Origin of the sequence: Flavitalea plasmicola, assembly GCF_030546645.1 — a bacterium.
Classification (GTDB): domain Bacteria; phylum Bacteroidota; class Bacteroidia; order Chitinophagales; family Chitinophagaceae; genus Puia.
In genome coordinates this window covers 14,300-40,267 of sequence record NZ_JAUOTO010000013.1, presented here as the reverse complement: position 1 = coordinate 40,267, position 25,968 = coordinate 14,300, and the positions used below count along the sequence as shown (strand labels likewise).

Below are 25,968 nucleotides of genomic sequence, written 5' to 3'. Positions count from 1 at the left end.
GCACTGGAGAATTTAGTCTGAAAAGCTACTGCTACCTCTTAGCTTGAGTAATTTAATTACTCGAATATTTTTTATTTTATACTTTCGATGTTTTCCCTATCTTAGTTCCTGTCATTACAAAAAATGCAGGTTTCAATAAGATATATAGCGGATCTAATTAGCGGTATTTATGTGAATACTTCAGCTTCCAAGGGTAAGCTTGTCTATTATTTACAGTTGGGACATTGGAATAAGGAAAGGAAATGGGCCGAATTTGTCAAACCCGAATTGTGCGAAGAAAATAGATTATACAAAAACTATTTGCAGGTTGGAGATATTTTACTTGCAACAAAAGGTATGGATCGCTTTGCTGTGTTATATGACGGACGCTACGCTCCCGCCGTTGCTTCGTCTGTTTTTACCGTATTGCGCGTTAAGGACGTAAAAACTATTTTACCAGCTTATCTTCAATGGTACTTGAATCACCCGGATACCGCAAAAAAACTTTCTGCGGCGTCCAGAGGAACTTCTACGCCACTTATAACACATGAGGTGATTGAACAATTGGAGCTACCTGTGCCTTCATTGGATAAGCAGGGAATTATAATACGAGCACAGAATCTACAAAAACGGGCAACACAACTACGCACGCAGATAAATAAACTCAACGAAATTATATTTCAACATAATCTCTTACAAATAGCTGACAGATAATGACACAAAAATTGATTAGCGCCGATGATATCAACAGGATTGTATGGAAAGCTTGCGACACTTTTCGCGGATTGATCGACCCCAGTCAATACAAGGATTACATACTTACCATGCTATTTCTAAAGTATGTAAGCGATGTCCATGAAGATATTTATCAGCAGTACATGGTTAAATACAAGGGCGATAAAAGCCGCACCGATCGGGCCATGAAGATGGAGCGATTTCTTCTGCCGGCACAGTGCAGTTTCAACTATCTGTACGAACGAAGGGCCGCAGCCAATATCGGTGAACAGATCAACACCGCCTTGAACGATCTGGAAGAAGCTAACCGGGAGAAGCTATTCAGCGAAGACGGTACAGGTATTTTTCGCAATATAGATTTCAATAGCAGCAACCTGGGCGATGTGAAGGACAAAAACACTCGCCTGAGGAACCTGCTCATCGACTTTAGCGAACTGGATCTCAGCCCCTCGCACCTTGAACGCAATGATGTTATCGGAGATGCATATGAATACCTGATCGCTTCTTTTGCCTCGGATGCCGGCAAAAAAGCAGGCGAATTCTATACTCCGGGCATGGTATCTACCTTGTTGGCTAAACTCACGAAAGCGCAACCGGGGGCACGTATCTGTGATCCTACCTGCGGTTCCGCATCCTTGCTTGTCAAAGCGGGACGTGAGGTAGGTTCTGCCAATGTTTCGTTATATGGACAGGAAGCCAACGGCAGTACATGGGCGTTAGCAGTACAGAATATGTTTCTGCATGGCTTTGACAGCGCAGTCATCCGCTGGGGCGATACCATCCGCAACCCTAAACTCAAAGAGGGAGACCATCTAATGAAGTTTGATATAGTGGTTGCAAATCCTCCCTTTTCATTGGATAAGTGGGGGGCAGACGATACGGAAAAAGAAGAAAAAAAGAAGGGTGATAAAAACAATGCTGGTCAACCACAGAGTGGTTACAAAGCAGCTGCCGACCCATACCAACGCTTCTGGCGTGGTGTGCCTCCTAAAAGCAAGGGAGACTGGGCGTTTATCAGTCATATGATCGAAGTCGCTTATGAAGGACATGGTAAAGTAGGGGTGGTAGTGCCGCATGGTGTGCTCTTCCGAGGCAGTAGCGAGGGTAAAATACGCCAGAAAACTATTGAGGACAACCTTCTGGATGCAGTGATCGGCCTACCTGCCAACCTGTTTTTCGGAACAGGCATTCCCGCTGCCATCCTTATTTTCAATAAAGGGAGGCGCAAACGTACTGACGTGCTTTTCATCGACGCAAGCCAGCGATATGAAAGTGGCAAGAACCAGAATCGCCTGCGTGAAAAGGATGTGGAAGAAATTGTGCAAACCTATCAGCGTTTTGCCAAAGGCAAATTGCCTGCCGGTGTAGTAGAAGAAAAATATAGCTATGTAGCTACGCAAGAAGAAATAGCCGGCAACGACTACAACCTTAATATTCCCCGCTATGTGGACACTTTTGAGGAGGAAGCTGAGATTGATATAACCGCAACTCAGAAAGAAATAGAGCAGCTTAAAACGGATCTGCTTGCGGTAGAAAAAGAAATGGCGAAGTATTTAAAGGAATTAGGTCTATAAATGAACTACTTATGAGGCACGAATCAGAAATATTGATTTACCAGTCGCCACAGGGTAATACCAAGGTAGAAGTACGTGTTGAGGGGGAGACGGTATGGCTGTCTCAGGGGCAAATGGCCGAGCTATTTCAAACTACTAAGCAAAACATAAGCTTACATATAAAAAATGTTTTTAATGAAGGAGAGCTCACCGAAGATTCAGTTGTCAAGGAATACTTGACAACTGCCGCAGACGGCAAAGACTATCGTACCCTTTACTATAACCTGGATGTCATTATATCAGTAGGCTACCGGGTCAGATCTCATGTAGGAACTCATTTCCGCATTTGGGCAACACAGCGCCTACGCGAATATATTATCAAAGGCTTTGTGTTGGATGACGAACGGTTAAAACAAGCCCGTGATCCTTATTTCGATGAATTGTTGGACCGGATTCGCGACATCCGAAGTTCAGAAAAGGTATTTTATCGCAAAGTTTGCGATATCTATGCTACCAGTATCGACTATGAGCCCAAGTCAGATATGACCAAGGAATTTTTTGCGACCGTACAGAATAAGTTTCACTGGGCGATACATGGACATACGGCAGCCGAATTGATCCTGCAGCGTGCAGACAGTTCAAAACCTAATATGGGGCTAACCAATTTCCCGGGCGAACAAATAAAAAAAGCGGATGTAAAGGTGGCTAAAAACTACCTCAACGAAGGAGAGCTTAAGCAGCTGAACCTTATTGTATCTCAATACCTGGATTTTGCAGAGTTGCAGGCCATGAACCGGAAGCCGATGTATATGCAGGATTGGAGTACCAAGTTGCATGGTTTTCTGACGCTCAATGACAGAGAAATATTGGACGACGCCGGCACCCGCAGCGCCAAAGACGCTGAAACACATGCCTTACAGCAATTTGAGCAATACAGGAAAGCGCTGGATGCAGGACAGCCGGATGAACTTGACAAGGCTATAAAGCGGTTACATGGTGGTAAAAGTAACAAATAACAGTATGCGATCATTTAGCCAGAGGGGGATGATATGGTCAACGTAAAAAGATATGAAAGAGATAACGATTATTAATATTACCCAAAAGGACTGTGATCGGAAGCAGATTCGCATTCTGGCGCATCAAAAAGAGCTTTTTCCGATGGAGGGACCTGGATATCCGGAGACGTATGAGATAACAGTAGTCTGGGAAGATAAATCTTATAGATGTGCCTACAGGATTGGTTCAAGGGATGGTAAATTGAGAAGTGGTGTGTTACGATTAAAGGATGGGTTAGCGGAAGCGGTGGGCAACGGTGTGAGAAAGACATTAATATTGAATCGGACGGGCAGTAATGAATATCATTTAACATCGACTAAATTATGAGTAAGAAAGGATATAAACAAACGTCTCTTGGATGGATACCGGAGGATTGGGAGGTGAAAAGAATAAGGGACATTGGTAAAATTAGTTCAGGAACTACACCAGCACGGAGCGTTTCAGAGTATCATTCGAATGGCACCATACATTGGGTAAAGACAACAGACTTAAACAATTCAGTTATTATAGAGACTGAAGAAAAAGTTTCAGAAAAAGCTCTTTTAGAGACTTCTCTTCGAATGTATCCCAGAGGAACTGTTCTCGTAGCAATGTACGGAGGGTTTAATCAAATAGGTAGAACCGGATTGCTTGGAATTGAGGCAACAATAAATCAGGCGCTTTCGGCAATAACTGTTGATATTGAAAAAACTGATCGGCAATTTCTTTTGAACTGGCTAAACGCAAACGTTGGATTATGGAAATCTTTTGCGGGGAGTAGTAGAAAAGATCCAAACATAACAAGTAATGATGTAGGAGATTTTCCAGTCATTGATATGCCTCTTTCAGAGCAGCGACAGATAGCCGCCATCCTCTCCACCTGGGACGCAGCCATAGCTAAAGAAAAGCAATTGATTGATGCCCTGCAGACTCGCCACCGCGCATTGATGCAGCAATTGCTAAGCGGGAAAAAAAGGTTGAAGGGGTTTAGAGGGAAATGGAGGGATGTGAGGATGGGGGAATTATTTAAAGAAATAAAGGATACTAATGATGGGAAGGGTCATTCGGTAATGACCATTTCAGCGAGACATGGATTGATTTCTCAGCAGGATAAGTTTGATAGGATAATTGCAGGTGATAGTTTGGAGAAGTATACTCTCTTGAAAAAAGGTGATTTTGCCTACAATAAAGGCAACTCCAAGCTCTATGAAATGGGATGCGTTTATTTGTTAGACGGTGTAGACAGTGCAATTGTACCTTTTGTCTACATCTGCTTTCGCCCAACCAATTTGGTTGAATCATCGTTTTACAAGTACTGGTTTGCTGCACATGGCTTGGATAGGCAGCTAAAAAGAATTATTACGTCAGGAGCCAGAGGTGATGGCCTCTTAAATGTAAATACTGATGACTTTTTTAAGCTTAATGTGCCATTTCTTCAACGAGAAGAACAATCGGCCATAGCTGCTATCCTTAATGCTTCTGAAAAGGAAATCCAAATTCACAGCCGACGTCTCGCTGCTCTTAAGCAACAGAGGAAAGGGCTCATGCAGGTGCTGCTTACGGGAAAGGTGAGGGTGATATGACTGAATCTTAGAAGTGTGTCGAAGGTTGGACAATATTACGTCAGAACACTTGCTGAAATAAACCTATAATCAATGTTCCACCCATCCTTCCGGGAAAATGATGTTTCCCAGCTGCCCGCGCTTCAATTGTTGATGCGTATGGGCTATACCTACCTCAGCCCCGAGGAAGCCCTGGCAGCACGCGACAACAAGACCAGCAATGTGCTGCTCGAGGATATATTACGTACGCAGCTCAAAGCCATTAATAGTATACGGGTAGGTAGCAGTAAGACAACTGTGTTTAGCGACGGCAATATCGAAGCTGGGATTCAGGCGCTCAAGGATCTGCCGTTTCAGGATGGCTACATCAGCGCCAGTCAGCATGCCTATGAACGCCTTACGCTTGGTAAGGCCCTGGAGCAAAGCATTGATGGTGACAAGAAAAGCTTTACGCTGCAATACATCGACTGGCAGCACCCGGAGCGAAATGTATATCATGTTACCGAAGAATTCGAGGTAATGAGAACGGTCAGCCGCGAACATCTTCGCCCTGATATAGTATTGTTCGTGAACGGTATACCATTGGTCGTTGTCGAATGTAAACGGCCGGATATGAAGGATCCGGTAGCCCAGGCTATTTCCCAGCACACCCGCAATCAGACGGAAGACGGCATTCGTCCACTGTATGCCTACAGTCAGTTGCTCCTTGCCTGTGCTACGCTGCAGGCAAAATATGCCACAACCGATACAAAATCGGAATTCTGGTCGATCTGGAAGGAAGAGACGAAATACAAAAATGAACTAGGGGCCCTGCTTAATCAACCTATCACCGCGGAAGAACTAGCCGCATTGAGGGCTACCCGAAGTGCAACAGAAATAGATGCCTGGTCGCAACGCCTTTTCAGCGGAGTAATAGCTAGCATACAGGACATGTATATTTTTAACCTTTGCCGCCCGCTGCGCCTGTTAGCGCTGATCAAAGACTACATTTTGTTTGAAGGGGGGCGATACAAAAAAATAGCCCGCTATCAGCAGTATTTTGCTATTGAAAAGATTGTCAGGCGTATACAAGAAATAAACGAAGGCAGACGCCATGGCGGCGTAATATGGCATACCCAGGGCAGCGGCAAAAGCCTGACCATGGCCATGCTGGCGCGCCGGATTCACCAGGAAGTGCGTAACCCCAAGATTGTGCTGGTGACTGACCGGGTAGACCTTGACACCCAGATCACAGAAACCTTCGGGCAGGCAGAAGTACCCGTACATCGTGCCCGTACGGGGGCCCAACTGGTCGAACTCTTACAGAGTAAAAGCGATGCTGTGGTGACAACTGTCATCAATAAGTTTGAAGCCGCCGTAGAACGACTGGGACGCACACCATTGGCATCGCCCGACATTTTTGTACTTATAGACGAAGGGCACCGTACCCAATACGGTAGCTTTAATGTGAAGATGCAGAAAGTACTGCCGAATGCTTGTTTTTTGGCTTTTACGGGTACGCCGCTCATGAAGCAGGAAAAAAGCACTGCGCAGAAATTTGGTGGAATTATTGATGCTTATACCATCCGCCAGGCAGTCGAAGATGGCGCTATAGTGCCGATTATCTATGAAGGGAGACATGCGGTTCAGGACGTAAACCAGAAAGCGCTGGACCGCGGTTTCGACCATGTTGCCGAAGGCCTGAGTCCTTTTGAAACAGCTGATCTGAAAAGGAAATACAGCCGAGCCAACCTCATTGGCAAAACGGAGCAACGTATCGACGAAATAGCCCGAGACATTAGTGATCACTATACGCACAACTGGGGTCTGGATCGAACTGGCGAGCGCAGCGGCTTCAAAGGCATGGTGGTTACACCGGATAAAGCCACCGCTATTAAATATAAAAGGGCTTTTGACCTTATCGGCAAGGTCAAAAGCGAAGTGATCATTTCGCCACCCGATATGCGCGAAGGCTATGAGGATATCCATGAAAATCCTTCCGACGAAGTGATTACCTTCTGGAAGAAAATGGAGACCAAATACGGAAAGGATTTTGAAGCCAGCGTCATTACCCAGTTCAAAAAAACGGATTATCCAGACCTGCTGATCGTAGTGGATAAGCTCCTTACCGGCTTCGATGAACCACGAGTAGTAGTTATGTATCTCTGCCGCAAGTTGAAAGATCATACCTTGTTGCAAGCCATAGCCCGTGTAAACCGTGTAGCACCCGGAAAAGACTGGGGTTATATCATCGATTATGAAGGCGTGTTGGGCGACCTGGACGCGGCAATGGATATCTATTCCAGCCTGGAGCAGTTTGAGGCGGCCGATCTGGAAGGAGCGGTAACGGACATAAAATCGATAGTGGCACGCCTACCGCAGGTACACTCGGAACTGAATGACATTTTCCACAGCCTGCCTAACAAACAGGATATCGTCAGCTACAGCAACTTGTTGGCAGACAAAGCGATCCGGGAAACATTCTATGACAAATTCAGCGAGTTTGCCCGATGTCTGAAGCTAGCTCTCTCTTCGATTGATTTTGAAAACAATACGGATGAGTACCGGAAAAATCTATATAAAGAGGATCTGAATTTTTTTACCCAACTGCGTAATGCTGTCTGTCAGGCCTATTCCGACAAGGTAGATTTCAGCCGCTATGAAAAACAACTGCAGAAACTGTTGGATCAGCATGTTACTACAGAAGAAGTTATCCGGCTGACGGAACAGGTAAGCATACTGGATGGGGAGGCTTTTGAACGGGAGCTCCAAAAAGTGATTGGAGAGAGGGCCAAGGCGGAAACAATTGCCAGCCGCACGTCCCGTCACATCACCGAACGCATGGATGAGGATCCTGTGTTCTACAAAAAGCTGTCAGAGCTTATACAGCAAACTATCGCCGATCTACGGGCGCAACGCCTTTCGGAAGCAGAAGCCTTGAGAAAACTTAATCAATACCGGGAGCAGGCGATCAATCGCGACGGGGAAGATGTGCCACAGGTATTGAAGGACGCGGCCGAACCTATTGCATTTTACCGATTGGGCATAGCAGAAGGTAAGTTGTCCGAAGGGCAAAGCATAGAATTTGCACAAGCTACCGATCGCATCATCCGGCAATATCTTGTTGTGGACTGGCAGCACAAGTTGGATGTGATCCGGAAAGTAAATTTTTATATTGGAGAATACCTTATTGATGAACTACATTTGTCTATAGAGCAGGCTGAAGCGCTTGCTGATAAATGTATGCATATAGCGAAAGCGAGATACAAAGCATGAAGAAGGAATTACAGTATGGGTCGAAAAGGATATCCTATAACCTCGAATACAGTAAACGGAAAACACTCGGTATTACTGTAACTCCTGATATGGAGGTATTGGTGAAAGCGCCCGAGGGATCGCTACAAGAGTGTATTGAGGAGAAGCTGGAGAAACGTGCTCAATGGATATTGAAACAACAAAGCCACTTTCTTCGCTTTTACCCCAAAATGCCGGAAAAACAATACCGTGGCGGTGAAACGCATTTGTATCTTGGAAGACAATATCGATTACGCGTTGCAACTGCTAAGAAAAATGCAGTACATTTTACGGGCAGAGAGATTCATGTATTTCATACCCCGAGAAACTCCGCAAAATCCGTACTTATCAATTGGTACCGTCATCGGGCAAAGCTAAAATTTGCAGAGATAGCCGAACCCTGGATCCAACGTTTCGAACAATACGGCGTGCAGCCCGAAGGATTGTTCATCCAGGAAATGCGGACTCGCTGGGGCAGCTGTACGACAAATGGCAAGATTATTCTGAATCCGGAACTCATTAAAGCGCCTAAACCCTGTATCGAATATGTTATTATACATGAATTGTGTCACCTGATCCATAGGCACCACACACAAAGGTTTTTTCAATTACAATCGACGATTATTCCGGATTGGGAAAAATGGAAAAACAAATTAGAATCAATGATGATATAGGTGGGGGTGAGCGTGAAATTGTCTTTGATAAAGAGGTAAGCGTTAAAGAAAAGGGGTTATTGGTTGAAATCAGTTGGCTGGCGCGTAAAGCAACCTAATCTTTAGGAAAAACTTGCTTTATGGCCAGGAAATTCTTAACTGCTGCTGCTTTAAGCTTATTGTTCATGGGGGGGTATGGTCAAGATGGCGTCGTGGACGAACATGCTGTTGCGGTCCCTTTTGCGCCTTCCATTTTTTCCAACCCGTTTGCGGAGTGGGCCACTTCTTTCACGCCCGGCAATAAAACAGTCTTTTTTTCGAGGGGTAACAATGCCGGATCCGGCATTTTTTATTCCAATTACGATCATGGAGGCTGGGGCAAACCCCGGCTGGCGTCCTTTTCCAGTAAGTGGAAAGATTTCGATGGTTTTGTCAGTCCTGACGGATCGCGGATTATTTTTTGCAGTAACCGTCCGATGGAAGGTGCGCCGCAGGATCGGGCCAATCCCAGGACCCATCTGTGGTATGTGGAGCATATCCGGGGTGACCGGTGGGGTGTTCCGCATCATATTGAGGGAGGTGTAAATATTGACGGGAGCAGTGATTATGGGCCGTCGGTCAGTGCGAGCGGGACGTTGTATTGGTGTAGCCGTGAGCGTGAGGGGCATAAGGGAATGCAAAGCTTTTATTCCACCTGGCTGGGCGATCATTATGACTATCCGAAGATGGTCAGCATTCCCGGGGTGGAATCTGTACAGGATCCATTTATAGCGCCTGACGAGCAATATATTGTTTTTTTGAGCGGTCATGATCTTTTTATCTCTTTTCGCCAGGGTGATGCGTGGTCTACGGCGGAAAATCTTGGTCCGCGGGTGAACACCGGAGAAGATAATTCTTCTCCTTATGTGTCCCGTGATGGGAAGATGTTGTATTACACTACGCCCCAGCATATATTGATGATCCCAATACAGTTGGACAGGCAATCCATGGCCCTGGCGCCGGAAATATTTGCTCCCGGGATCATCTCCGGTCCTGTGCATGACGCGGCGCCTGCTTTCAGCCCGGATGGCCGTACCGTGTATTTCTTTCGTAGCGGGCCATCATTATCGGGTGTGATCCTGGAGAGTCATCTTTCCAATGGAAAGTGGGGAAAGCCTGTGATCGCATCGTTTTCAGGCCACTGGCAGGATATCGAACCTGCCATGGCGCCGGATGGGTCTTATATGATCTTTGCGTCCAATCGACCTGTGGTTGCCGGTGGGCAGGTGTTGAATGGTAGCTGGAGCGGGCAGCATTTTCCCCGAAGTGGCGGAAACCTCTGGCGTGTGGATCGCAAAGGCGCCGGCTGGAGTGAGCCTCGCAGGTTGCCTGAGATCATCAATAGTGATTCCTCTATATTTTCTCCAGCTATCACGGCCGATGGCAGTCTTTATTTCATGAAGCCGCTGGGAGATACAGGGAAGTTCCACATCTATCGTTCGGCCTGTGTACGTGGGCAATTTGAGGCACCGGTGGCTGTCCCTTTCAGTGCTCCGGATTCTATTGGGGATTTTGACCCCGCGGTTGCGCCCGATGAATCCTTCGTTATTTTTTGTTCCAGACGGCCTCCGGCTGCGCAGACGGAGCTGTTTATTGTTTTTAAAAAGAATGGGACCTGGACTGGTGCGGTCCCGATGGGCGTCAACCGATCCGTGGGCAATACGGAGCCCAGGCTAAGCCCCGATCACCGGCGTGTTTATTTTTCCAATTCGTATACACCTACGCCGGGCTATCCTACTGATGCCGCAGAAAAAAAGCGAGCTTTGGAGAGCAGTGCGTGGGAGACTGGTGCGCAGAATATATGGTCCGTCGCTTTGGATAAGTGGCTCTAGGAGGGGGATTTGATCAAGGGCAGGTAGCGGACCCTCGTGCCAGTCGCGCGATAGACCGCATTGGCGATGGCGGCGGCGGCCGGTCCTTGTGCGGCTTCGCCGGCGCCTACGGGTTTTTCCGTGGGGCGATCGATGACGATGACTTCCGTAGCGGGGGCCTGGGGGAACCGGGATACGCGGTAGGTGTTCCAGTTAAGGCTGGTGATATGTCGCTCGTTAAATTTAACTTCTTCGTATAGGGTCCAACTGGCGGATTGGACCATGCCGCCTTCCGTCTGGTTTTTTATACCATCGGGGTTGATGGCTTCGCCTGCGTCGATGACGGCCCACATTTTATGTACATGAATATTTTTTTTGGCGTCGAGGGATACGCTGGCGGCGACGGCGCAATAGGATTTGGTGTTCTCGTACCTTGAAAAGGCGATGCCGAGGGAAAGCTGCAAGCTACTAGCCTCAAGCTGCAAGCTGGTGGTTGTAAGTTCTTTTAGTTTCAGGAGGACGTCTTTGGCCCGTTGGTCTTCCAGGTGGAGGAGCCTGAATTCGTAGGGATCTTTGCCGGCTTTTTCGGACAGCTCGTCCATGAAGGATTCGATGGCGAAGAGGTTGGCGTAGGCGCCCAGGCTGCGGAGGGAGGATGTTCGCAGGGGGCCGTCGAAGAAATGGGCTTCCACGAGCTGGTTGGGTATGGAATAATAGGGTGTTGCGTTGCGGTAGGCGCCTCCGCTGAAGCCGGAAGGTTTTGCTGTGAAAGGGCTTTCAATATAACGGGCTGGGAGGAGGTTGTCGGCGTTGCCACCGGGGCGGGCGCCGTGTGTGTCGGACCACAGACCATATTTCCAATGGGTGATCTTTCCATCCTTGTCCAGGCTCGCTTCCACGTCCATGACCATGGCGCTGCCATAGGGCTCCCAGGCGTTCTCATCCTCGCGCATCCATTGGACACGGATATGTTTGTTGGGATAGGCCATTGCCAGCAGGGCGGCGTCGGCTGCCACGTCATCGGCGCCATTGTGTCCGTAGCAGCCAGAGCCGGGAACGCCTTTGACATGGATGTTGTCGACGGGGAGGCGCAGCATTTTTGCCAGGGATTCCCGTAAGGGGTATACGCCCTGGCTGTGGGTCCATATATGGAGGATGTTATTCTCATATAGGGCTATGGCGCAGGAGGGGCCAGTGGCGCCGTGCATGATATAGGGTTTGAAATAGCGGGCTTTCAGGCTTGGGGTATAGGTCTGGGTTAGGTTGCCCTTTTTAGTGACCTGCTCGGTTTTTGCAGGCAGGCTCAGGAGGTAATCCGCCAGTTGATGTTCGCTGTCGAGTTTTGGTAAGGGAGGGGTTGCTGACCAGGTAGCATTTTTCCGGAGCAGCTGTTGCGCCTGTATGGCTTGATATTCATTCTCTGCGATGACGGCGAGGAAACTGCCGTTGATCACCGTTTTTATTATGCCGGGGACATTTTCAGCGTGGAGGAGCCTGGCGCCATAAGCGGGCGGGCGGACCACACGGGCGTGTACCATGCCGGGAAAGCGCAGGTCGTGGACGTATATAGGGTCCCCCTTGACAATTTTAGCGGTGTCTTCGCGGGGGATGGGTTTGCCGACGAGTTTGTATGCGTTCTTTGGTTTTAAGGTTATCTGTTGTGCGACTGATCCTGTCAGCTGTCTGCCGTCCAGGATCTCGGCAAAGGTTAAGGGGTTTGCGCCGCTGTTGGTGCTGATCCTTCCCCGGGAGAGCACCAGGTCATTGGGCGGAACTTTTAATTTCTCCGCGGCCAACCTGATGAGCTGTTCCCGGGCGGCGGCGGCGGCGCGGCGGACGGACATGGCGCTGCTCTCTATGGAGTTGCTGCCGGCCGTATAGCCTTCGTTAGGAGTGCGGCCAGTTTCTGCCATGGTCACCTCCACCTGCGACATGTCCATGTCCAACTCTTCTGCAGCCACCTGGGCTACGGCAGTCCGTATGCCTTGTCCCAACTCCAGCTTGCCTGTGAGGACGCGCAATCTACCATCGGCCAGTATTTCCAACCAGGCATCGATGGACGCATTGTCCCCAGGGTTCGACGAGGCGGGCTGGGGCCAGGGCCTTCCACCGAGGCAGAACCCGATGGTAAGGCAACCGGCTGTTTTAAGGAAGTCTCTTCTTGTCCTTTGCATGGCTTACTGAAGTTAAGCCATTTCCTCCATCAACTAATTGCAGAGACTTTTACTTTTGGCCGTCTCCAAAAGCGCTTTGGCCCGTTTAAGCAAATCCTGTGCCCGGATATAGGGAGCGCTGTATTCTTCCGGAAATTTTTCGTTGCTATTTGAGAATCCATCGTATAATAAATCTTTACCTGCGTCGACACAGCGTTCGCAGTCATTGCTGTAGCTTTCAATGTCGGAACAATTAACTTTTTTGCCATCGTTGATATCTTTTTCGATTAATGTGAGTTTTTGATCAATGTCGGGGAAATTCAGGTTTGCTTTTGACTTAAAGGTGCTGAGCCTGCTGTCGTAGTAGCTTTTGGAGCCGTAGTACACCCGCCTGTCGGAGATCATCTTGTATTTATGGGCGGACATGCGTTCGATGCTTTCCTTTATCTGTTCGATGGCTTTTTTATGTTCGTCGTCGCCACCTTTCCAGCATCTGTCTTCCCTGTATTCGCGGGCTTCCCTGCATTTTTTGGCGTTTTCGAGCATTTTGTCGAAGACGTCCACCAGCACCCGGCCATCAGCCGCGAGCGCGGCCTGGTATTCGTCGCTGGATTCGGGCGTCCAGCCTTTGCCGAAGGCTTTGCAGCAGTCGTCTACTTTGCCTGTGAGGTCGTTTAAGGTGGACTGATCGCAGGCGGCGCATTTCTTTTTACCGTCCCTTGTTTCCACGCAGTACAAACCGCTCTCGCAGGGAATGGCACTGCATTCTTCGTTCACTTTTTGCGTTTGGGCGCGGATGGGATTGCCGTGGGCCAAACCGATGAGGGTCATCAACAACACAAGTCTTTGCATAATCTTTTTTTTACAAAGATTGGGCTGTAGACGAGCATTAGCAATACCACTTAGTGGCCACTTTTCCCAGGTGGGAAGAGAGGTTCACCGAATGGAGGGTTTTGGTTTCCGAAGGGGGGCGGGGGCGGTGATGGGGGTGAGGTTTTGATAATTTTTGTATATTTATTTATGCCTTATAGTGAAAAATTAGCCGACCGGATACGAGTGGCCCTTGTGGACGTGCCGAAGGTGGAGGAAAAGGTCATGTTCCGGGGGATCACCTTTATGGTGGATGATAAGATGTGTATCAGTGTTGGGCCCGACAGGATCATGTGCCGGATCGATCCGGCGCTGCATGATCAGTTGCTGGAGGAGAAGCCCTGCCGGGCGATGGTGATGAAGGGCAGGGAGTATAAAGGGTATATTCTTGTGAACGAAGCTGATCTTTCCAGGAAGGCTGAATTGGATTTTTGGATCAGGCTTTGCCTGGATTTTAATAAGCATGCGAAGTCGTCTAAGAAAAAAAAGACTGTTAGAAAGAAGCAGTCCTAATCTGCTTTGAGGCTTTTTACGGGATTTGCCACGGCGGCCCTTAATGCATGGAACATGACGGTGAGCAGCGTGATCAGCAAGACCGAAAGGGCTGACAGCAGGAAGGGGGTAGCGTTCAGGCCAGTGTTGTATGGGAAGATCTTCAGCCATTTGCTCATGAACAGCCAGGCGACCGGGAAAGAAATGAGGCAGGACAGGCCCACGAGGTATACGAAATTTCTTGTCAGCAGGGGAACGATCTGCCTGATGCCGGCGCCCATTACCTTACGAATGCTGATCTCCTTTTGTCTTTGTTCGGTGGTGAATGCAATGAGGCCAAGGAGGCCCAGGCAGGTGATCAGGATGGTGAGGATGGAGAAGGCGGTGAAAATTTTCCCTCGTTTCTGGTCGGCTGCGTATTGCGAATCGAAGTCCTGGTCCAGGAAAGTGTAGGCGAAAGGCAGGTCCGGGAAGTATGTCTTCCAGGATCTTTCGATACTTGTTACCGTGGCGGGGATGTTCCTGCCGTCCAGTTTCAGCTGTATACGATTGCTGTTGTGCGTGTAGTAGAGCACCAGCGGGGTGATGGGATTGTAGAGCGACTTCTGATTAAAGTCTTTTACCACGCCTATTACCACAAAATAGGCCGTTGTGTCGCCGGATTGTCTAAGCCGCTTGCCAATGGGGTTCTCCCAGTTGAAGTATTTTACCAGGCTTTGATTTACGATGACCCTTCTCAGGGTATCGCCCAATCCCGTGAAGTTCCTGCCTTCTTTGATCTGCATGCCCAGGGTGGGAATAAAATGCTCGTCTATGGCATAGTTGTCCACGCCTTTGTCTACGAAGCCATTTTTTGTCTCGATGCTGTGCAGGCTGAAGCTGATCTCATCAGCGCCGGGTGTGGCCTGGGAAGTACTTACGGAGGTTATATTGGGATTTTTTCGGAGGTCGTTCTGGAAGGCTTCTACCTTGGGTCTAATGTCGTTGTTGCTATTGGCCGCCAGCGTGAGGACCTGCTGTTTGTTGAAACCCAGATCCACTGTACGCAGGAAGTGGAGCTGGCTATAGACCACCCAGGTGCAGATGAGCATGATCATGGAGATGGAGAACTGCACTACTACCAGTACTCTGCGGAGGGTGGAATTGCTGGAGCCTTTGGAGAGATTGCCTTTCAGAATGCTGATGGGATTGAAGCCCGAAAGGTAAAAGGCGGGATAGCTGCCGCCCACCAGGCCTACGAAGATGACGACGGCCAGCAGGATCAGGAAGATGCCTGGTTTCAGGATGTCATTAAAAGAAATTTGTTTGCCGGCAAGGGTATTGAAGGTCGACAAGAGCAAGGCGATCAGGCCGATGCTGAGCAGGAGGGCGAAGAGGGCAGTCAGCGTGGATTCCACCAGGAATTGAGTGACCAGTTGGGGTTTCGTCACGCCTGTGACCTTGCGTATGCCGATCTCTTTTGCGCGTCTTGCCGAGCGGGCGGTGGTCAGGTTCATGTAATTGATGCAGGCGATCAGGAGCATGAAGAGGGCTACAGAGGCGAAAATATAGATATAGGAGACATTTCCCAGCTCTTCGGGTTCATAGCCCATGTCCGAGTGCAGGTGGATGGATTTGATTGGTTGAACGCCGTACCTGATGGTGATGTTGAACTGGGCGAAGATGGCAGCCATGTGCTTTTTATACATGGGCAGGAGCTTTTTTTCCAGGGCGGCGGGGTTGGTATTTGGCTTGAGGAGGACATAGGTGAAGATGTTGAAATTACCCCAGTTGTCGGCACCAAAATCCTTGGGCATGGTGCTGAAGGAGATCAGGATATTGAACCTGATATGGGAATTCCTGGGCACGTCCCTGATGACGGCTGTCACCTTATAGATCTCGCCCTTGTCATTTTGCAAGGCCTTGCCAACCACGGACTGGGTCTTGCCAAAATATTTCCTGGCGATGGATTCTGTCAGGACGAGTGACCGTGGGGCCAGGAGGGCTGTATTCGGATCGCCTTCGATGAACTGGTAAGTGAATACCCTGAAAACGTTGCTGTCCGCGACGTATACTTTCTCCTCATAAAACCTTGCATCGCCATTTTTGAACATGGGCTTGCCGGCTGCGATGAAGCGGGTGGCTTCCTCCACTTCCGGAAATTCGTTCTTAAGCGCGGCTGCCAGCGGGACCTGGGTAATGGCCATTTTCAACGTATCCTTTTCAGGTTCCTTGATATAGGAGGTGATGCGATAGAGCCGGTCGGCATTTTTATTATAAGCGTCGTAGCTCAGCTCGTCTTTTATATAAAATATGAGGAAGAGGCTGAAAGTGATGCCGATCGTCAAGCCCAGGATGTTGAGCAGGCTGTACCATTTATCCCTTTTAAAATTACGTATAGCTACGAGGAGGAGGTTTTTGAGCATGACGGTCGGTTTTCGAGAGTTTTTTTTTATTTCCGTAATATACGGAAACGCGGCCGTTGAATACCCGGGGCCGGCCGGAAATAGATGAGCGGCGGCCATTGAGGATGAGATGCGTTTGCGGGGAAAATGGGTATTACGCAAGTTATATTCTCCCTTCATATGATGAAGGCCATCGTGCTTTCACGAAATACAGTGAAAAATAAGTGGGCCTGATCTGTCCATGTTATTTGTTATCAAGGACATGTGTGTTTGGCATTCTGTTAGATTTCCCATAGGAAACTAAAAATCAAAATTATGAAAATCGTAGTCATCGGAGGCACCGGCCTCATCGGAAGCAAAGTAGTCGCGAAACTTCGCGGGTCAGGTCACGAGGTCATTGCCGCCTCTCCGGCGGGGGGCATCAATACCATTACAGGAGAAGGATTGGCTGAGGCATTGAGCAACACGGATATTGTCGTAGACCTGGCCAATTCTCCCTCATTCGAAGACGATGCCGTCCTGCAATTCTTTCAGACGGCCGGCCGCAATTTACTGGCGGCGGAGATCAATGCGGGCGTAAAGCATCACCTGGCACTTTCTATCGTAGGCGTGGACCTTATGCAGGAAAGCGGATACATGCGAGCTAAGAAAGTTCAGGAAGACCTGGTGAGGAAATCCGGCGTTCCTTACACGATCATCCGGAGCACTCAGTTCTTCGAGTTCCTGGCAGGTATCGCAAATCAGGCTATGGAGGGGGATATAGTACATATTTCGGATGTACAATTCCAGCCCATCGCTGCCGAAGATGTGGCTTCCTTCGTATCAGCCGCTGCGCTGAAGGCGCCCATTAATGGTGTAACAGAGATAGCCGGTCCGGAGCGTTTTACCATGCCTGAGCTTGTCACCCGGTATCTGCAAGACATGAGTGATCCGCGCAAGGTGGTGCCCAATAGCAAATCCACCTATTATGGGGCCTCTATTGGCGCTGCTTCATTGGTGCCGGCCGGAAAAGCACAACTAGGAACTATCAACTTTGAAGCATGGATGGCAGGGCAACTGCAACATGCCTAAAGGTTAGTGGTCTGCTGGTTGTTGGAACGAAGATGACGGGTGTCAGTTTGCCGAGGCGGTTGTAACGGGAGTGCACTTTCCACCTGTTCGTGCACCAGGATATCCCTACGCCGGCGTATGATCCTTGCGAAAACCGGTCAACAACACGGCAAGCCGGCAGGCAGCAGACCAATTTTTTCACTATTTAAATCAAGCATCATGCATTTTTTCTTTTTTCATCCCATCAAGCGCAGTGTGGTAGACGAGCCTGTGTTGGTAACCAGCCATGAGCTCCCGCGGAACACCAGCGAAGGGAGCGAATTTCTCGACGACGCCATTCGTATGGAGGACCTGTCGTTGACGCACACAGAAGAAAGCGTTGCTGCCGGAAGCCCGCTGAACTTATTGTAAGGCTGTCGTTTGAAATATTAACCGCTTAAAATTGGGTTTAGGTCCCGGCGGCATTGGCAAACTGCTGAATATCGCTTTTGGTGAATCTTATCAATTCGATGATGCTGGCAGAAGGCCTTAAGAAAGGGGGGACAACCCGGAGCGCCTCATCTTTGCTGGCAAAGTCGTCTATGAACCACGATTTGTGGACCCCGGATTTGCAGCCCCAATGCGCGTTTGCCAGTAAATGCGAGCCGGATTCAACAAACAATTTGATAACCTGCCTGCATTCGAAAGTATTTTCCGAGTGAGGGATCTCAATTAAATAAGTAGGCATTTTTTTAAATTTAGTGTCATTAGAAATCAGGCTGTGTTTATTCCAAACCAGCGGGCTTTGCGGCTTGAACCAAAGTATTCCTTGTCGGCTGCCAGCGCTGCTGATGCGTCATGATGGATCCCAAAAGGCTTGGGACCGGAGAAGAAATCAACGTCCACGCGTCCTATTTCACCCTTCCCGAACTCGATATAACAGGAGCCTGCCCCGGTGTAGGGTGATTGGTTTTCCTTCTTGTTAAACGCTGCGATAATGGAAGCCGCTGCGGTTTTTGCGGCACCTTCTGCAAATACGCCTGCCTTTGGTGTTCCCACGCTCGTAACATCGCCAATGGCATACACATTTGGGAACTTTGTCAACAGATGTGCCCTGTCAACCGGGATCCATCCATTTTCGACCATCCCGCTTTGCAATACGACGTCTGGCGCAACATGTTTTGGGATACCGAGGAACAGATCGAATGGCATTTCGGTCCCATCATCCAAAACGGCCAGTTTTCGTGATCCGTCGATGGACGTCACTTTACGCTGCGGTATGAATTGAATATTCCTTTCCTCAAATGCTTTGATCAAAGCCTTCGATGAGTCGGGGGAAGGGGGGATGGGAGATCCATAGGGTATCACCAGGCTTATGGTACAGGCGTCACGGATCCCTGCGGTACTGAGATAGTCGTGCAACATCAGCGCGGCTTCACTGGGCGCCGGCGGGCATTTGAACGGCGCGCCACATACACCAACGATGGCATGCCCTTTTCTAAAAGAGGGAATCACCTCCCTCAGTTTTTCAGCGCCTTCAAAAGTATAGTATTCGTTGCCGAATTCCACCAGCCCGGGCGTGGCCTGGATGTCGTAATCAGCGCCCAGCGCTACTACCAATACATCGGCTTCATAGACAGTGTTTTGAGTAGTAACGGTCCTGGTGGCCGGCTGAATGGATGTAATCGTTTCTTTCCGGAATTGCACGCCTGGTTTTGAGATGCTGCTGTAAGGAATTTTAACAGCATCCGAAGACTTGCGTCCAAACATTACGTCCAGCTTGGAAAAGCCAAAATAGAAGGAATCATTTTGATCTATCAGCGTAAGATCAAGATCGTCTCCCAGCGTTTCAGAAAGAATGGAGCTTAGCTCCATTCCTCCAAAACCTGCACCTAATACTACAACACGTAATTTCATTGCTGTATTTTACATTGTTAGTTATTACCCTGGCTGAGCGACGAGGCGCAAATACGGTTTGACTGTTTTCCAGCCTTGCGGGTATTTTTCTTTTGCTTCCGCATCCGATACCGCGGGGACGATGATCACATCCTCTCCCTTGTTCCAGTTGACAGGGGTGGCTACCTTGTGTGCTGCCGTAAGCTGCATCGAGTCAAGCACACGGAGGATCTCATTAAAATTGCGCCCGGTGGTCATTGGATACGTAAGGTGCAGTTTGATCTTCTTATCAGGGCCGATCACAAAAACCGAACGAACGGTGTGATTGGTGGCTGCTGTTCTGCCCTCTGAAGTGCCAGCCTCGTCTGCGGGAAGCATATCATACAATTTTGCAATGGAAAGGGTGGGGTCTCCGATCATAGGATAGTTGACTGCATATCCCTGCGTTTCTTCAATATCTTTTTCCCATTTTAAATGGCTCTCCACCGGATCTACGCTCAAGCCAATAACCTTGCAGTTCCTTTGCCTGAACTCAGGTGCAAGCCTGGCCATATATCCAAGCTCGGTGGTGCAAACCGGCGTGAAATCTTTTGGATGGGAGAAAAGAATCGCCCAACCGTCACCTATCCATTCGTGAAAATGAATGACGCCTTGCGTTGTGTCGGCCTGGAAATCCGGTGCGATGTCGCCTAATCTGATACTCATTGTTACTGATTTTGAAGGGTTTATAATAAGAGATGCTTTTTTTTACAGTTTTCGCATTCGAAATGTTTTGGTTTAATGGTTCCAAGGGAGATCAGTTTAATAAAGCGGCCTGTCATGGACCCTTTTTGGGTCATTACGAGGTTGCCTCCACAGTTCGTGCAGCGGATGCCCAGGATGGTCCTTTTAATGATGATCTTATCTAAATCCAATAGTGGCATTGCATGGGCAAATTTGCCCCCGCCATAAAAGTCTGCAAAATAAAAGGGATGAATCCGCCTGGGTGGGGATGAATTACGCCTGGTTTGTGAGGGAAATGATCAGGGCTGAATTTGGTCAGTCCTCTTTTATTCCGAGGGCCTTAAAAAGGTTGTCCCTGAATGATCTACCAATAGGGATCTTAACTCCGGCGACCGAGATCTCCGTGGGGAAAATATCATCAATCAAATTGATATTGACGGAATAGCTGCGATGGACCCGAATGAAACTCTTTTCGCCCATCTGCCCGATAAAATCGTTGAGCGTAGATCTTACCATCACTGTTTTTTGAGATCTTAGATGAAGGGTGACATAATTGGCATCGCTCTCCATGTATAATAGCTCATTGAAGAATATTTTCCTAAAAACATAGCCATCTCTCACAAACATATAGCCCTTGCTGCTATATGAGGCTGCCTGCTCCGTCTTCGTATTCGATAGATTGCCGGTGAAATTGCTGAATGCGATCTCAATCGCCGCAAACAACTCTTCTTTGGTAAAAGGCTTGACAATATAGGCATGGGGCTTTACTTTTTTTGCGCGGTCGATTGTTTCAGCATCGCTGTTGGCTGTCAGGAAAATAAACGGGATCTGGTAAAACTCATTGATCTTTTTGGCCAGATCAATGCCATCTTTCTTTCCCGACAATTGAATGTCGAGCAACAGCAGATCGGGTTTGTCATCGTCCAGCATTTCTATTGCCTCCGTATAGCTTATTGCGGGACCACAATATGAATACCCCAATTCGCCAAGCGTGCTCAGGATAGTACGGGCTATCACCAGCTCATCCTCTACAATTCCTATTTTTAGAACGGACATAAGCGTTAATCCTCGTTTTTGCGCATATTGCGGTTAGTAAAATTTATTGTAAACATGGCGCCATTGTTGTTCTCATATTTCACTTTCCCTCCTATTTGCCTGCTGAGGTCATTGATGAGCTGCATGCCCAGCGTTTTTGCTTTTCTCACATCAAGATCCACCGGTAGTCCGGGGCCGTTGTCGGAATAGGTCAGGTCGTATTTCCCTTCTGTCCGGGTGCGGATCTCAAGGTTTATTTCCCCGGACTTGCCATTATTAAAGGCATATTTAAAGGAGTTGGATAATAGCTCATTCATGATCAATCCGAGTGGAACGGCCGTGTCAATATCCAGGTGCAAGTGAGGTACTTCTATATTCATCACCACCTTATTCTTCATATGAAACACGCTTTCTACCTGCCTGCACAGGTCATTTACAAATCTCCCGAGCTCAATCGTACTGATGTTCTCGAACTGGTAGAGGTTCTGGTGTATCAATGCAATACTTCTTACCCGGCTGCGTCCATCCTGCAATGCATCCCGTGCGGCCTCATCATTCAGGCTTTTGCTCTGCAATTCCAGCAGCCCGGAAATAACCTGTAGATTATTTTTTACCCGGTGATGAATTTCTTTCATCAATACATCCTTCTCAACCAGCAGTTCAGCCTGGGTTGATAGTGATTGTTTTAACTGTGCGGTCCTTTCATTCACCAATTTCTCCAGCTTGTTCTTTTCCGCGGCCAGCTGTTTTGTTCTCCTGTTTATTATCCAGTAAACAGCTGTTGCAAATGCCAAAGTTATTAAAGCGAGGAACCACCATTCAAGATAGAATGGTTTTAGAACTATCAATGGGATGCTCAATACGCTTCTGCTCCATGCACCTTCACGGCTCTGCGCTTTAATATGCAGGGTGAATCTCCCGTATGGCAATCCGCTGATGCGTATGGAGTTTTCACTGATATAATTCCATCTTCCATCTATCCCTTCAATTTGGTATGCGTATCGGGACACTTCATTTTTTGCAAAATCCAGCAATTGAAATTCAAGTGTGAAGAATTGATCGTTAGGCGCCAGTTTAATTTGTGAAGTGTTCAATAGATCGTTTGTCTTATTAACCAGCTCACTGCGGGATCCTATAAATTGGTGGAAAGCAATGATCCGAAATGGTATATTAAATGCATTGGTATCTGTTGTAAAATCTTTTGGATCGAAGGCGTTTACGCCATCCAGGCCGCCAAAGAAAAGCCTGCCATCCTTAGCCCTGAATGATGAAGTCCTGTTGAACTCATTGTGAGAAATGCCATCGCCAGTGGTGTACGTTCTTACGGACAATGTCTTCCTGTTGAAACGGATCAAGCCGTAATCCGAACTGATCCAAAGGTTGTCATAGCCGTCTGGTTCCAGCCTGTACAAAACATCTGAAGGGAAGCCGGAAGTGATATTGAATTGCCGGAAGGAATCTGCTTTCCGGTCCCAGCGATATAAGCCCTCGCCATTGGTAGCGAGCCAGTATATTCCGTCAGCATCGGCGTATGTATCCTGTAAGATCAGCGCATTGATCACCGGCGACCGCTCATAACTTACTGACCAGTGGCCATTGGCGGCGGCTATTTTGTATAACCCGTTTTCGGCAACGGCCCACAAAGTGTCGTCCTTGTTTTTAAAGAAACGATATACAAACCTGGCTTCAGGGATATTTTTATTGGCAGGAGAAAGTGAGTCGATCTTGCGCGTGTTGGAATTGAACAACGAAAACCCGCTGGTCCTTCCCAGCAGCAGCAGGCTGTCATTGAGCGAAAACATTGACCATATTTCGGATCGTTGTCCCGTCGCGAATTTTACGGTCTTGTTTTTTTTATCATCATAATAGAACAAGTCGTTGCCTCCACAATAAAGTTCCGAATGGTGTTTGATGAGCGCATACTTGATCTCTTCATTCGCCGTATATTGCATTTTTCCGTCCTGTTGCATGAAAGTGTGCGTCCATATATTGGCCACTATCCTGCCTGAGTCATCGGCATATATACCACGGACCTGGCTGTTCGGCTGAATATTTTGTTGTTTGCCTGTAAAGTATTGTCTGAAACGGCTTTTTTCTATCTTCAGCTGTAATACGCCATGTGAAGTGCAGAGCCAAAGGTTTCCTAAATTGTCGGGAAAAAGCTGGTAAAGGAATAGATTTTCAAAGGCTTTCATCTCCGACCTGGCAACTATTTTCAAGAAAGCAGATTCATTCCAGAGATAAAGTGCATCCGTGCTTATATAAAATATGCATGAGGCGCCATCTGCCGAGCCCGCGGCCTGGTACCAGTACCTTCCTTTAATGCTGTCTGTATTGAAATTTTGCAGATGGGCTGGAAACTCACTATTGCCCGTATGGGATATCATCCCTACGTTAAAGGTATTACTTTCTGTTTTGGTGTTATAGGCGATCAGGAGATCGTTCTGGCTTGTGAAACCCATTGGCAGCGACCTCAATGCATCCTTTTGAGTAAATGCAATTACGGTGTCAGCTGATATCAAATATTGTGTTGACTGGTTGAACAATTTCAACAGCGCTTTTCCCTTTGCGAACATGCAGAGCGGTCCTGTGCTGCGATAATCAACCAAGGGCAAAGTGTCATACCTGTTCCAGTCTTTAATTTCATAGCGAAGGTGGAATCCGTGTTTAGATGAGTATTTCCAGAGCCTGAAAGGAAAGGCGGTGAGGAAATTAATTTCATCTGTTCCATCATTCGAGATCCAGTAAACGTCCTGCTCTTTGAAGGGCATGTTTGGAAAGGCAGCCGTAAGGGTTTTTACTTCTTGTGTAGCGGCATTCATTACATCCACCTTGCCGATGGTGCTGAGCTGAAAACCCGTACTGCTGTATTCTATAAACAGGCGATCAGCATCGTCTTTTGCCAGCTGCACCACTTTATTATCCTGCAGGTTATTTCGCTGGTGCGTGAAGAGCAGACAATTTTTGCCATCATAGCGGTTCAGCCCATTGCGGGTGCCGAACCACAGGAAGCCTGCAGTATCCTGCAGACCGCAAAATACTTCGTGGGATGCCAGTCCGTCTTCGATGGAAAGAAACCTTTTATTGATGGTGTATCCGGCATTATCATTTGCGGGATTGCTTTGTGCAAAAAGACAAGGGCCGGATATCGCCCAGGCCAGGACGAGTATGCAGCAAACTGAGCGGTTGACGAGCCGGGGATCTGCTTTTATAAATATTGACCAGGGCATTCCGGATTGAAGATAATCACTATTTGTAATAGGCTGTATGCGACAAGTTAATATTTGCTTATTTATTTGATTTATAGTATTTTGAAGGTATATTCAACCTTTGGCCTATGGTGATCTCCCGTACACGATTTTATTGCCTGGTAATACTAGCTATTATTGGTGTCTGTCTTCTATATCAGGGCATATGGCTTTTCAGTCGGGTAGCTAACGGAGAGGTTTTGGGATTTGGGCATGGCGTTGGCAGAAGATATCGATCTGTTCAACATGCTGCGATAGCTTATACGGTCGATCATAAAGTGTATGAGGAAAATTATCTTCGAAATGGCGTCAGCGATACCACCACTACCATGGAGATCCGATATCTTGTTTTCTGGCCGTCTATATCGAGGGAGAATACCTGGGTGGGCAATTGGGGGGGACCGCTCCTTTTCTTTATCATTGCATTCGTCATTACGTCGATCGTTTTTCTCCAGGATGGGGTCATTCCCTTCGCGAGTAGATTTCAGCTGGATAAGAAATATCCTTTTGTGCGTGTGCTGTCCTGATTGCAGAGCCTTCCATCCTAGCCATTTGCCAATTTCCATCTTTTGGCTTGTATGGGATTGAAGGCCTTTTCCTCCTTCGGATTGGGATGGCCTTTTCCTTTCGTGATCAGGCCGCGCAAGCTGATATTTATCAGATCGGTCCAGGCGCCATCGCACACGTCGTAACATTCGTACGCCGGAACTAAACCCTGGTGGGTGAAAAGGAGCTGGGTTTTATCGCCTTTCCTGGAAATTTCAAAGCAAATTTTGGTATCCTTCCATTCATTTTGGATCTTAGTAAAACTGAAGCGGCTGTCTACAACAAGCCATGTCACTTTTTTGCCGGGCGTGAATTCTATAATTTTCATTTTGGCAATATGGATATCCCGGTAATACTGAAGAAATTCGGCATTGAGCTGGTCGGTGATCCCTTCGATGGACTCCGACCACCATCCGCGAACATTGTTGACGGCATCAAATACTTCTCCCGGGGATTGGGTTACCAGCAGCGTAGTCGTGAAACTTTTATCTTGCAGCGTCTGGCTTTCTGTTTTTTTCATCCTGATCGTTTTATGTTATGTAGAAATACCTGCCTTATTCACTAGTAGATAAATTGCTCCAACACAATTTGGCCATTCTTAACTTCGTAGAGCATTATCTGGTCTATCTGGATCCTGCCATGGCCTTCCACCGTGATATCTGTCAATCTTCCTACGGCGAAGTGATTGCCGGCCACCATGGGCTCTGTGGTAAAGAGCCGGTGAACCGCGGTTATACGGCTGACGAAATCTTTTCCTTTTTTGCGAATCGCTTCTCGGCCTTCGGCATAGCCAAAATAGGGGGAGCCTGCTGGTTCAATGCTTCTTGCATTATCTGCAAAAAGCTCGTCCTGGATCTCGAACCATTTTTCCTCCCTGGCAAGTTCGTTGAAACGAGCGGCAATTTCCCGGGTTGTCATTACCTTGTTATTTGTCTGTGTCATTGTTAATTTC

22 protein-coding genes are annotated in these 25,968 nt (G+C 47.9%); 12 read left to right on the top strand and 10 right to left on the bottom strand.

Annotated features, from left to right (window positions below; translation table 11 throughout):
- Window positions 1-123 precede the first annotated feature (123 nt).
- The 8 genes from Q4E93_RS33815 (at window position 124) to Q4E93_RS33780 (ending at window position 10,661) form a co-directional block, all read left to right on the top strand.
- Window positions 124-693 carry a restriction endonuclease subunit S gene (locus Q4E93_RS33815; protein ID WP_303592472.1) on the top strand — a complete coding sequence of 190 codons (570 nt, stop codon included), beginning with the start codon at window positions 124-126 and terminating at the stop codon, window positions 691-693.
- Complete coding sequence (locus tag Q4E93_RS33810) at window positions 693-2,288, top strand: type I restriction-modification system subunit M (protein WP_303592471.1); 1,596 nt, start codon at window positions 693-695, stop codon at window positions 2,286-2,288. Before Q4E93_RS33815 ends, Q4E93_RS33810 begins: the two co-directional genes overlap by 1 nt.
- An 11-nt stretch (window positions 2,289-2,299) precedes the next feature.
- The gene (locus tag Q4E93_RS33805; protein ID WP_303592469.1) at window positions 2,300-3,283 is read left to right on the top strand and encodes a virulence RhuM family protein; all 984 of its coding nucleotides are present in this window, start codon (window positions 2,300-2,302) and stop codon (window positions 3,281-3,283) included.
- 52 nt (window positions 3,284-3,335) lie between these two features.
- The gene (locus tag Q4E93_RS33800) at window positions 3,336-3,650 is read left to right on the top strand and encodes a hypothetical protein (RefSeq protein WP_303592467.1); all 315 of its coding nucleotides are present in this window, start codon (window positions 3,336-3,338) and stop codon (window positions 3,648-3,650) included.
- Window positions 3,647-4,885 carry a restriction endonuclease subunit S gene (locus Q4E93_RS33795; protein ID WP_303592465.1) on the top strand — a complete coding sequence of 413 codons (1,239 nt, stop codon included), beginning with the start codon at window positions 3,647-3,649 and terminating at the stop codon, window positions 4,883-4,885. Before Q4E93_RS33800 ends, Q4E93_RS33795 begins: the two co-directional genes overlap by 4 nt.
- A 72-nt stretch (window positions 4,886-4,957) precedes the next feature.
- Window positions 4,958-8,119 (top strand): type I restriction endonuclease subunit R, encoded by a 3,162-nt coding sequence (locus tag Q4E93_RS33790; RefSeq protein WP_303592464.1) that lies wholly within the window; start codon window positions 4,958-4,960, stop codon window positions 8,117-8,119.
- Window positions 8,116-8,811, top strand: a complete 696-nt coding sequence (locus Q4E93_RS33785) for a M48 family metallopeptidase (protein WP_303592462.1) — start codon at window positions 8,116-8,118, stop codon at window positions 8,809-8,811. The genes Q4E93_RS33790 and Q4E93_RS33785 overlap by 4 nt, the downstream gene beginning before the upstream one ends.
- Before the next feature lie 119 nt (window positions 8,812-8,930).
- On the top strand, window positions 8,931-10,661 hold the full coding sequence (locus Q4E93_RS33780) for a TolB-like translocation protein (RefSeq protein WP_303592461.1): 1,731 nt from the start codon (window positions 8,931-8,933) through the stop codon (window positions 10,659-10,661).
- Here Q4E93_RS33780 and Q4E93_RS33775 read toward each other — a convergent pair.
- Both Q4E93_RS33775 and Q4E93_RS33770 read right to left on the bottom strand, forming a co-directional pair.
- Window positions 10,658-12,814 carry a molybdopterin cofactor-binding domain-containing protein gene (locus Q4E93_RS33775; protein WP_303592460.1) on the bottom strand — a complete coding sequence of 719 codons (2,157 nt, stop codon included), beginning with the start codon at window positions 12,812-12,814 and terminating at the stop codon, window positions 10,658-10,660. The genes Q4E93_RS33780 and Q4E93_RS33775 overlap by 4 nt on opposite strands.
- A gap of 33 nt (window positions 12,815-12,847) precedes the next feature.
- Window positions 12,848-13,645, bottom strand: a complete 798-nt coding sequence (locus Q4E93_RS33770) for a hypothetical protein (protein ID WP_303592459.1) — start codon at window positions 13,643-13,645, stop codon at window positions 12,848-12,850.
- A 168-nt stretch (window positions 13,646-13,813) separates the two neighbouring features.
- On the opposite strand from Q4E93_RS33770, the gene Q4E93_RS33765 reads away from it, so the two are divergent.
- Entirely contained in the window at window positions 13,814-14,176 is a 363-nt protein-coding gene (locus tag Q4E93_RS33765; RefSeq protein ID WP_303592458.1) for a TfoX/Sxy family protein, read from the top strand.
- Here Q4E93_RS33765 and Q4E93_RS33760 read toward each other — a convergent pair.
- On the bottom strand, window positions 14,173-16,560 hold the full coding sequence (locus Q4E93_RS33760) for an ABC transporter permease (RefSeq protein WP_303592456.1): 2,388 nt from the start codon (window positions 16,558-16,560) through the stop codon (window positions 14,173-14,175). The two genes, Q4E93_RS33765 and Q4E93_RS33760, sit on opposite strands and share 4 nt — an antisense overlap.
- A 294-nt stretch (window positions 16,561-16,854) precedes the next feature.
- On the opposite strand from Q4E93_RS33760, the gene Q4E93_RS33755 reads away from it, so the two are divergent.
- Window positions 16,855-17,610 (top strand): SDR family oxidoreductase, encoded by a 756-nt coding sequence (locus Q4E93_RS33755; RefSeq protein ID WP_303592454.1) that lies wholly within the window; start codon window positions 16,855-16,857, stop codon window positions 17,608-17,610.
- Between the two features lie 198 nt (window positions 17,611-17,808).
- A complete protein-coding gene (locus Q4E93_RS33750; protein WP_303592452.1) occupies window positions 17,809-18,000 on the top strand; it encodes a hypothetical protein in 192 nt (63 codons plus the stop codon).
- A gap of 37 nt (window positions 18,001-18,037) precedes the next feature.
- Here Q4E93_RS33750 and Q4E93_RS33745 read toward each other — a convergent pair whose 3' ends face one another.
- From Q4E93_RS33745 to Q4E93_RS33725, 5 genes are all read right to left on the bottom strand, one after another.
- Window positions 18,038-18,316, bottom strand: coding sequence for a hypothetical protein (locus tag Q4E93_RS33745; protein ID WP_303592450.1), 279 nt, complete (start codon window positions 18,314-18,316; stop codon window positions 18,038-18,040).
- 26 nt (window positions 18,317-18,342) lie between these two features.
- Window positions 18,343-19,485 carry an NAD(P)/FAD-dependent oxidoreductase gene (locus Q4E93_RS33740; protein WP_303592448.1) on the bottom strand — a complete coding sequence of 381 codons (1,143 nt, stop codon included), beginning with the start codon at window positions 19,483-19,485 and terminating at the stop codon, window positions 18,343-18,345.
- A gap of 24 nt (window positions 19,486-19,509) precedes the next feature.
- Window positions 19,510-20,169: a peroxiredoxin gene (locus tag Q4E93_RS33735; protein ID WP_303592446.1), complete on the bottom strand. Its 660-nt coding sequence runs from the start codon at window positions 20,167-20,169 to the stop codon at window positions 19,510-19,512.
- A gap of 333 nt (window positions 20,170-20,502) precedes the next feature.
- Window positions 20,503-21,243, bottom strand: coding sequence for a response regulator (locus Q4E93_RS33730; protein WP_303592444.1), 741 nt, complete (start codon window positions 21,241-21,243; stop codon window positions 20,503-20,505).
- A 5-nt stretch (window positions 21,244-21,248) separates the two neighbouring features.
- Window positions 21,249-24,452, bottom strand: a complete 3,204-nt coding sequence (locus Q4E93_RS33725; protein WP_303592442.1) for a histidine kinase dimerization/phosphoacceptor domain -containing protein — start codon at window positions 24,450-24,452, stop codon at window positions 21,249-21,251.
- 218 nt (window positions 24,453-24,670) lie between these two features.
- On the opposite strand from Q4E93_RS33725, the gene Q4E93_RS33720 reads away from it, so the two are divergent.
- The gene (locus Q4E93_RS33720; RefSeq protein WP_303592440.1) at window positions 24,671-24,997 is read left to right on the top strand and encodes a hypothetical protein; all 327 of its coding nucleotides are present in this window, start codon (window positions 24,671-24,673) and stop codon (window positions 24,995-24,997) included.
- A 17-nt stretch (window positions 24,998-25,014) separates the two neighbouring features.
- Here the strand turns inward: Q4E93_RS33720 and Q4E93_RS33715 are convergent, their stop codons facing one another.
- Both Q4E93_RS33715 and Q4E93_RS33710 read right to left on the bottom strand, forming a co-directional pair.
- Entirely contained in the window at window positions 25,015-25,536 is a 522-nt protein-coding gene (locus tag Q4E93_RS33715) for an SRPBCC family protein (protein WP_303592439.1), read from the bottom strand.
- Window positions 25,537-25,577: 41 nt separating this feature from the next.
- On the bottom strand, window positions 25,578-25,958 hold the full coding sequence (locus Q4E93_RS33710; protein ID WP_303592437.1) for a nuclear transport factor 2 family protein: 381 nt from the start codon (window positions 25,956-25,958) through the stop codon (window positions 25,578-25,580).
- Window positions 25,959-25,968: the final 10 nt, after the last annotated feature.

Coding starts and splice junctions, on each gene's coding strand:
- Q4E93_RS33815 (WP_303592472.1), top strand. CDS start 124: ATGCAGGTTTCAATAAGATATATAGCGGATCTAATTAGCGGTATTTAT.
- Q4E93_RS33810 (WP_303592471.1), top strand. CDS start 693: ATGACACAAAAATTGATTAGCGCCGATGATATCAACAGGATTGTATGG.
- Q4E93_RS33805 (WP_303592469.1), top strand. CDS start 2,300: ATGAGGCACGAATCAGAAATATTGATTTACCAGTCGCCACAGGGTAAT.
- Q4E93_RS33800 (WP_303592467.1), top strand. CDS start 3,336: ATGAAAGAGATAACGATTATTAATATTACCCAAAAGGACTGTGATCGG.
- Q4E93_RS33795 (WP_303592465.1), top strand. CDS start 3,647: ATGAGTAAGAAAGGATATAAACAAACGTCTCTTGGATGGATACCGGAG.
- Q4E93_RS33790 (WP_303592464.1), top strand. CDS start 4,958: ATGTTCCACCCATCCTTCCGGGAAAATGATGTTTCCCAGCTGCCCGCG.
- Q4E93_RS33785 (WP_303592462.1), top strand. CDS start 8,116: ATGAAGAAGGAATTACAGTATGGGTCGAAAAGGATATCCTATAACCTC.
- Q4E93_RS33780 (WP_303592461.1), top strand. CDS start 8,931: ATGGCCAGGAAATTCTTAACTGCTGCTGCTTTAAGCTTATTGTTCATG.
- Q4E93_RS33775 (WP_303592460.1), bottom strand. CDS start 12,814: ATGCAAAGGACAAGAAGAGACTTCCTTAAAACAGCCGGTTGCCTTACC.
- Q4E93_RS33770 (WP_303592459.1), bottom strand. CDS start 13,645: ATGCAAAGACTTGTGTTGTTGATGACCCTCATCGGTTTGGCCCACGGC.
- Q4E93_RS33765 (WP_303592458.1), top strand. CDS start 13,814: ATGCCTTATAGTGAAAAATTAGCCGACCGGATACGAGTGGCCCTTGTG.
- Q4E93_RS33760 (WP_303592456.1), bottom strand. CDS start 16,560: ATGCTCAAAAACCTCCTCCTCGTAGCTATACGTAATTTTAAAAGGGAT.
- Q4E93_RS33755 (WP_303592454.1), top strand. CDS start 16,855: ATGAAAATCGTAGTCATCGGAGGCACCGGCCTCATCGGAAGCAAAGTA.
- Q4E93_RS33750 (WP_303592452.1), top strand. CDS start 17,809: ATGCATTTTTTCTTTTTTCATCCCATCAAGCGCAGTGTGGTAGACGAG.
- Q4E93_RS33745 (WP_303592450.1), bottom strand. CDS start 18,316: ATGCCTACTTATTTAATTGAGATCCCTCACTCGGAAAATACTTTCGAA.
- Q4E93_RS33740 (WP_303592448.1), bottom strand. CDS start 19,485: ATGAAATTACGTGTTGTAGTATTAGGTGCAGGTTTTGGAGGAATGGAG.
- Q4E93_RS33735 (WP_303592446.1), bottom strand. CDS start 20,169: ATGAGTATCAGATTAGGCGACATCGCACCGGATTTCCAGGCCGACACA.
- Q4E93_RS33730 (WP_303592444.1), bottom strand. CDS start 21,243: ATGTCCGTTCTAAAAATAGGAATTGTAGAGGATGAGCTGGTGATAGCC.
- Q4E93_RS33725 (WP_303592442.1), bottom strand. CDS start 24,452: ATGCCCTGGTCAATATTTATAAAAGCAGATCCCCGGCTCGTCAACCGC.
- Q4E93_RS33715 (WP_303592439.1), bottom strand. CDS start 25,536: ATGAAAAAAACAGAAAGCCAGACGCTGCAAGATAAAAGTTTCACGACT.
- Q4E93_RS33710 (WP_303592437.1), bottom strand. CDS start 25,958: ATGACACAGACAAATAACAAGGTAATGACAACCCGGGAAATTGCCGCT.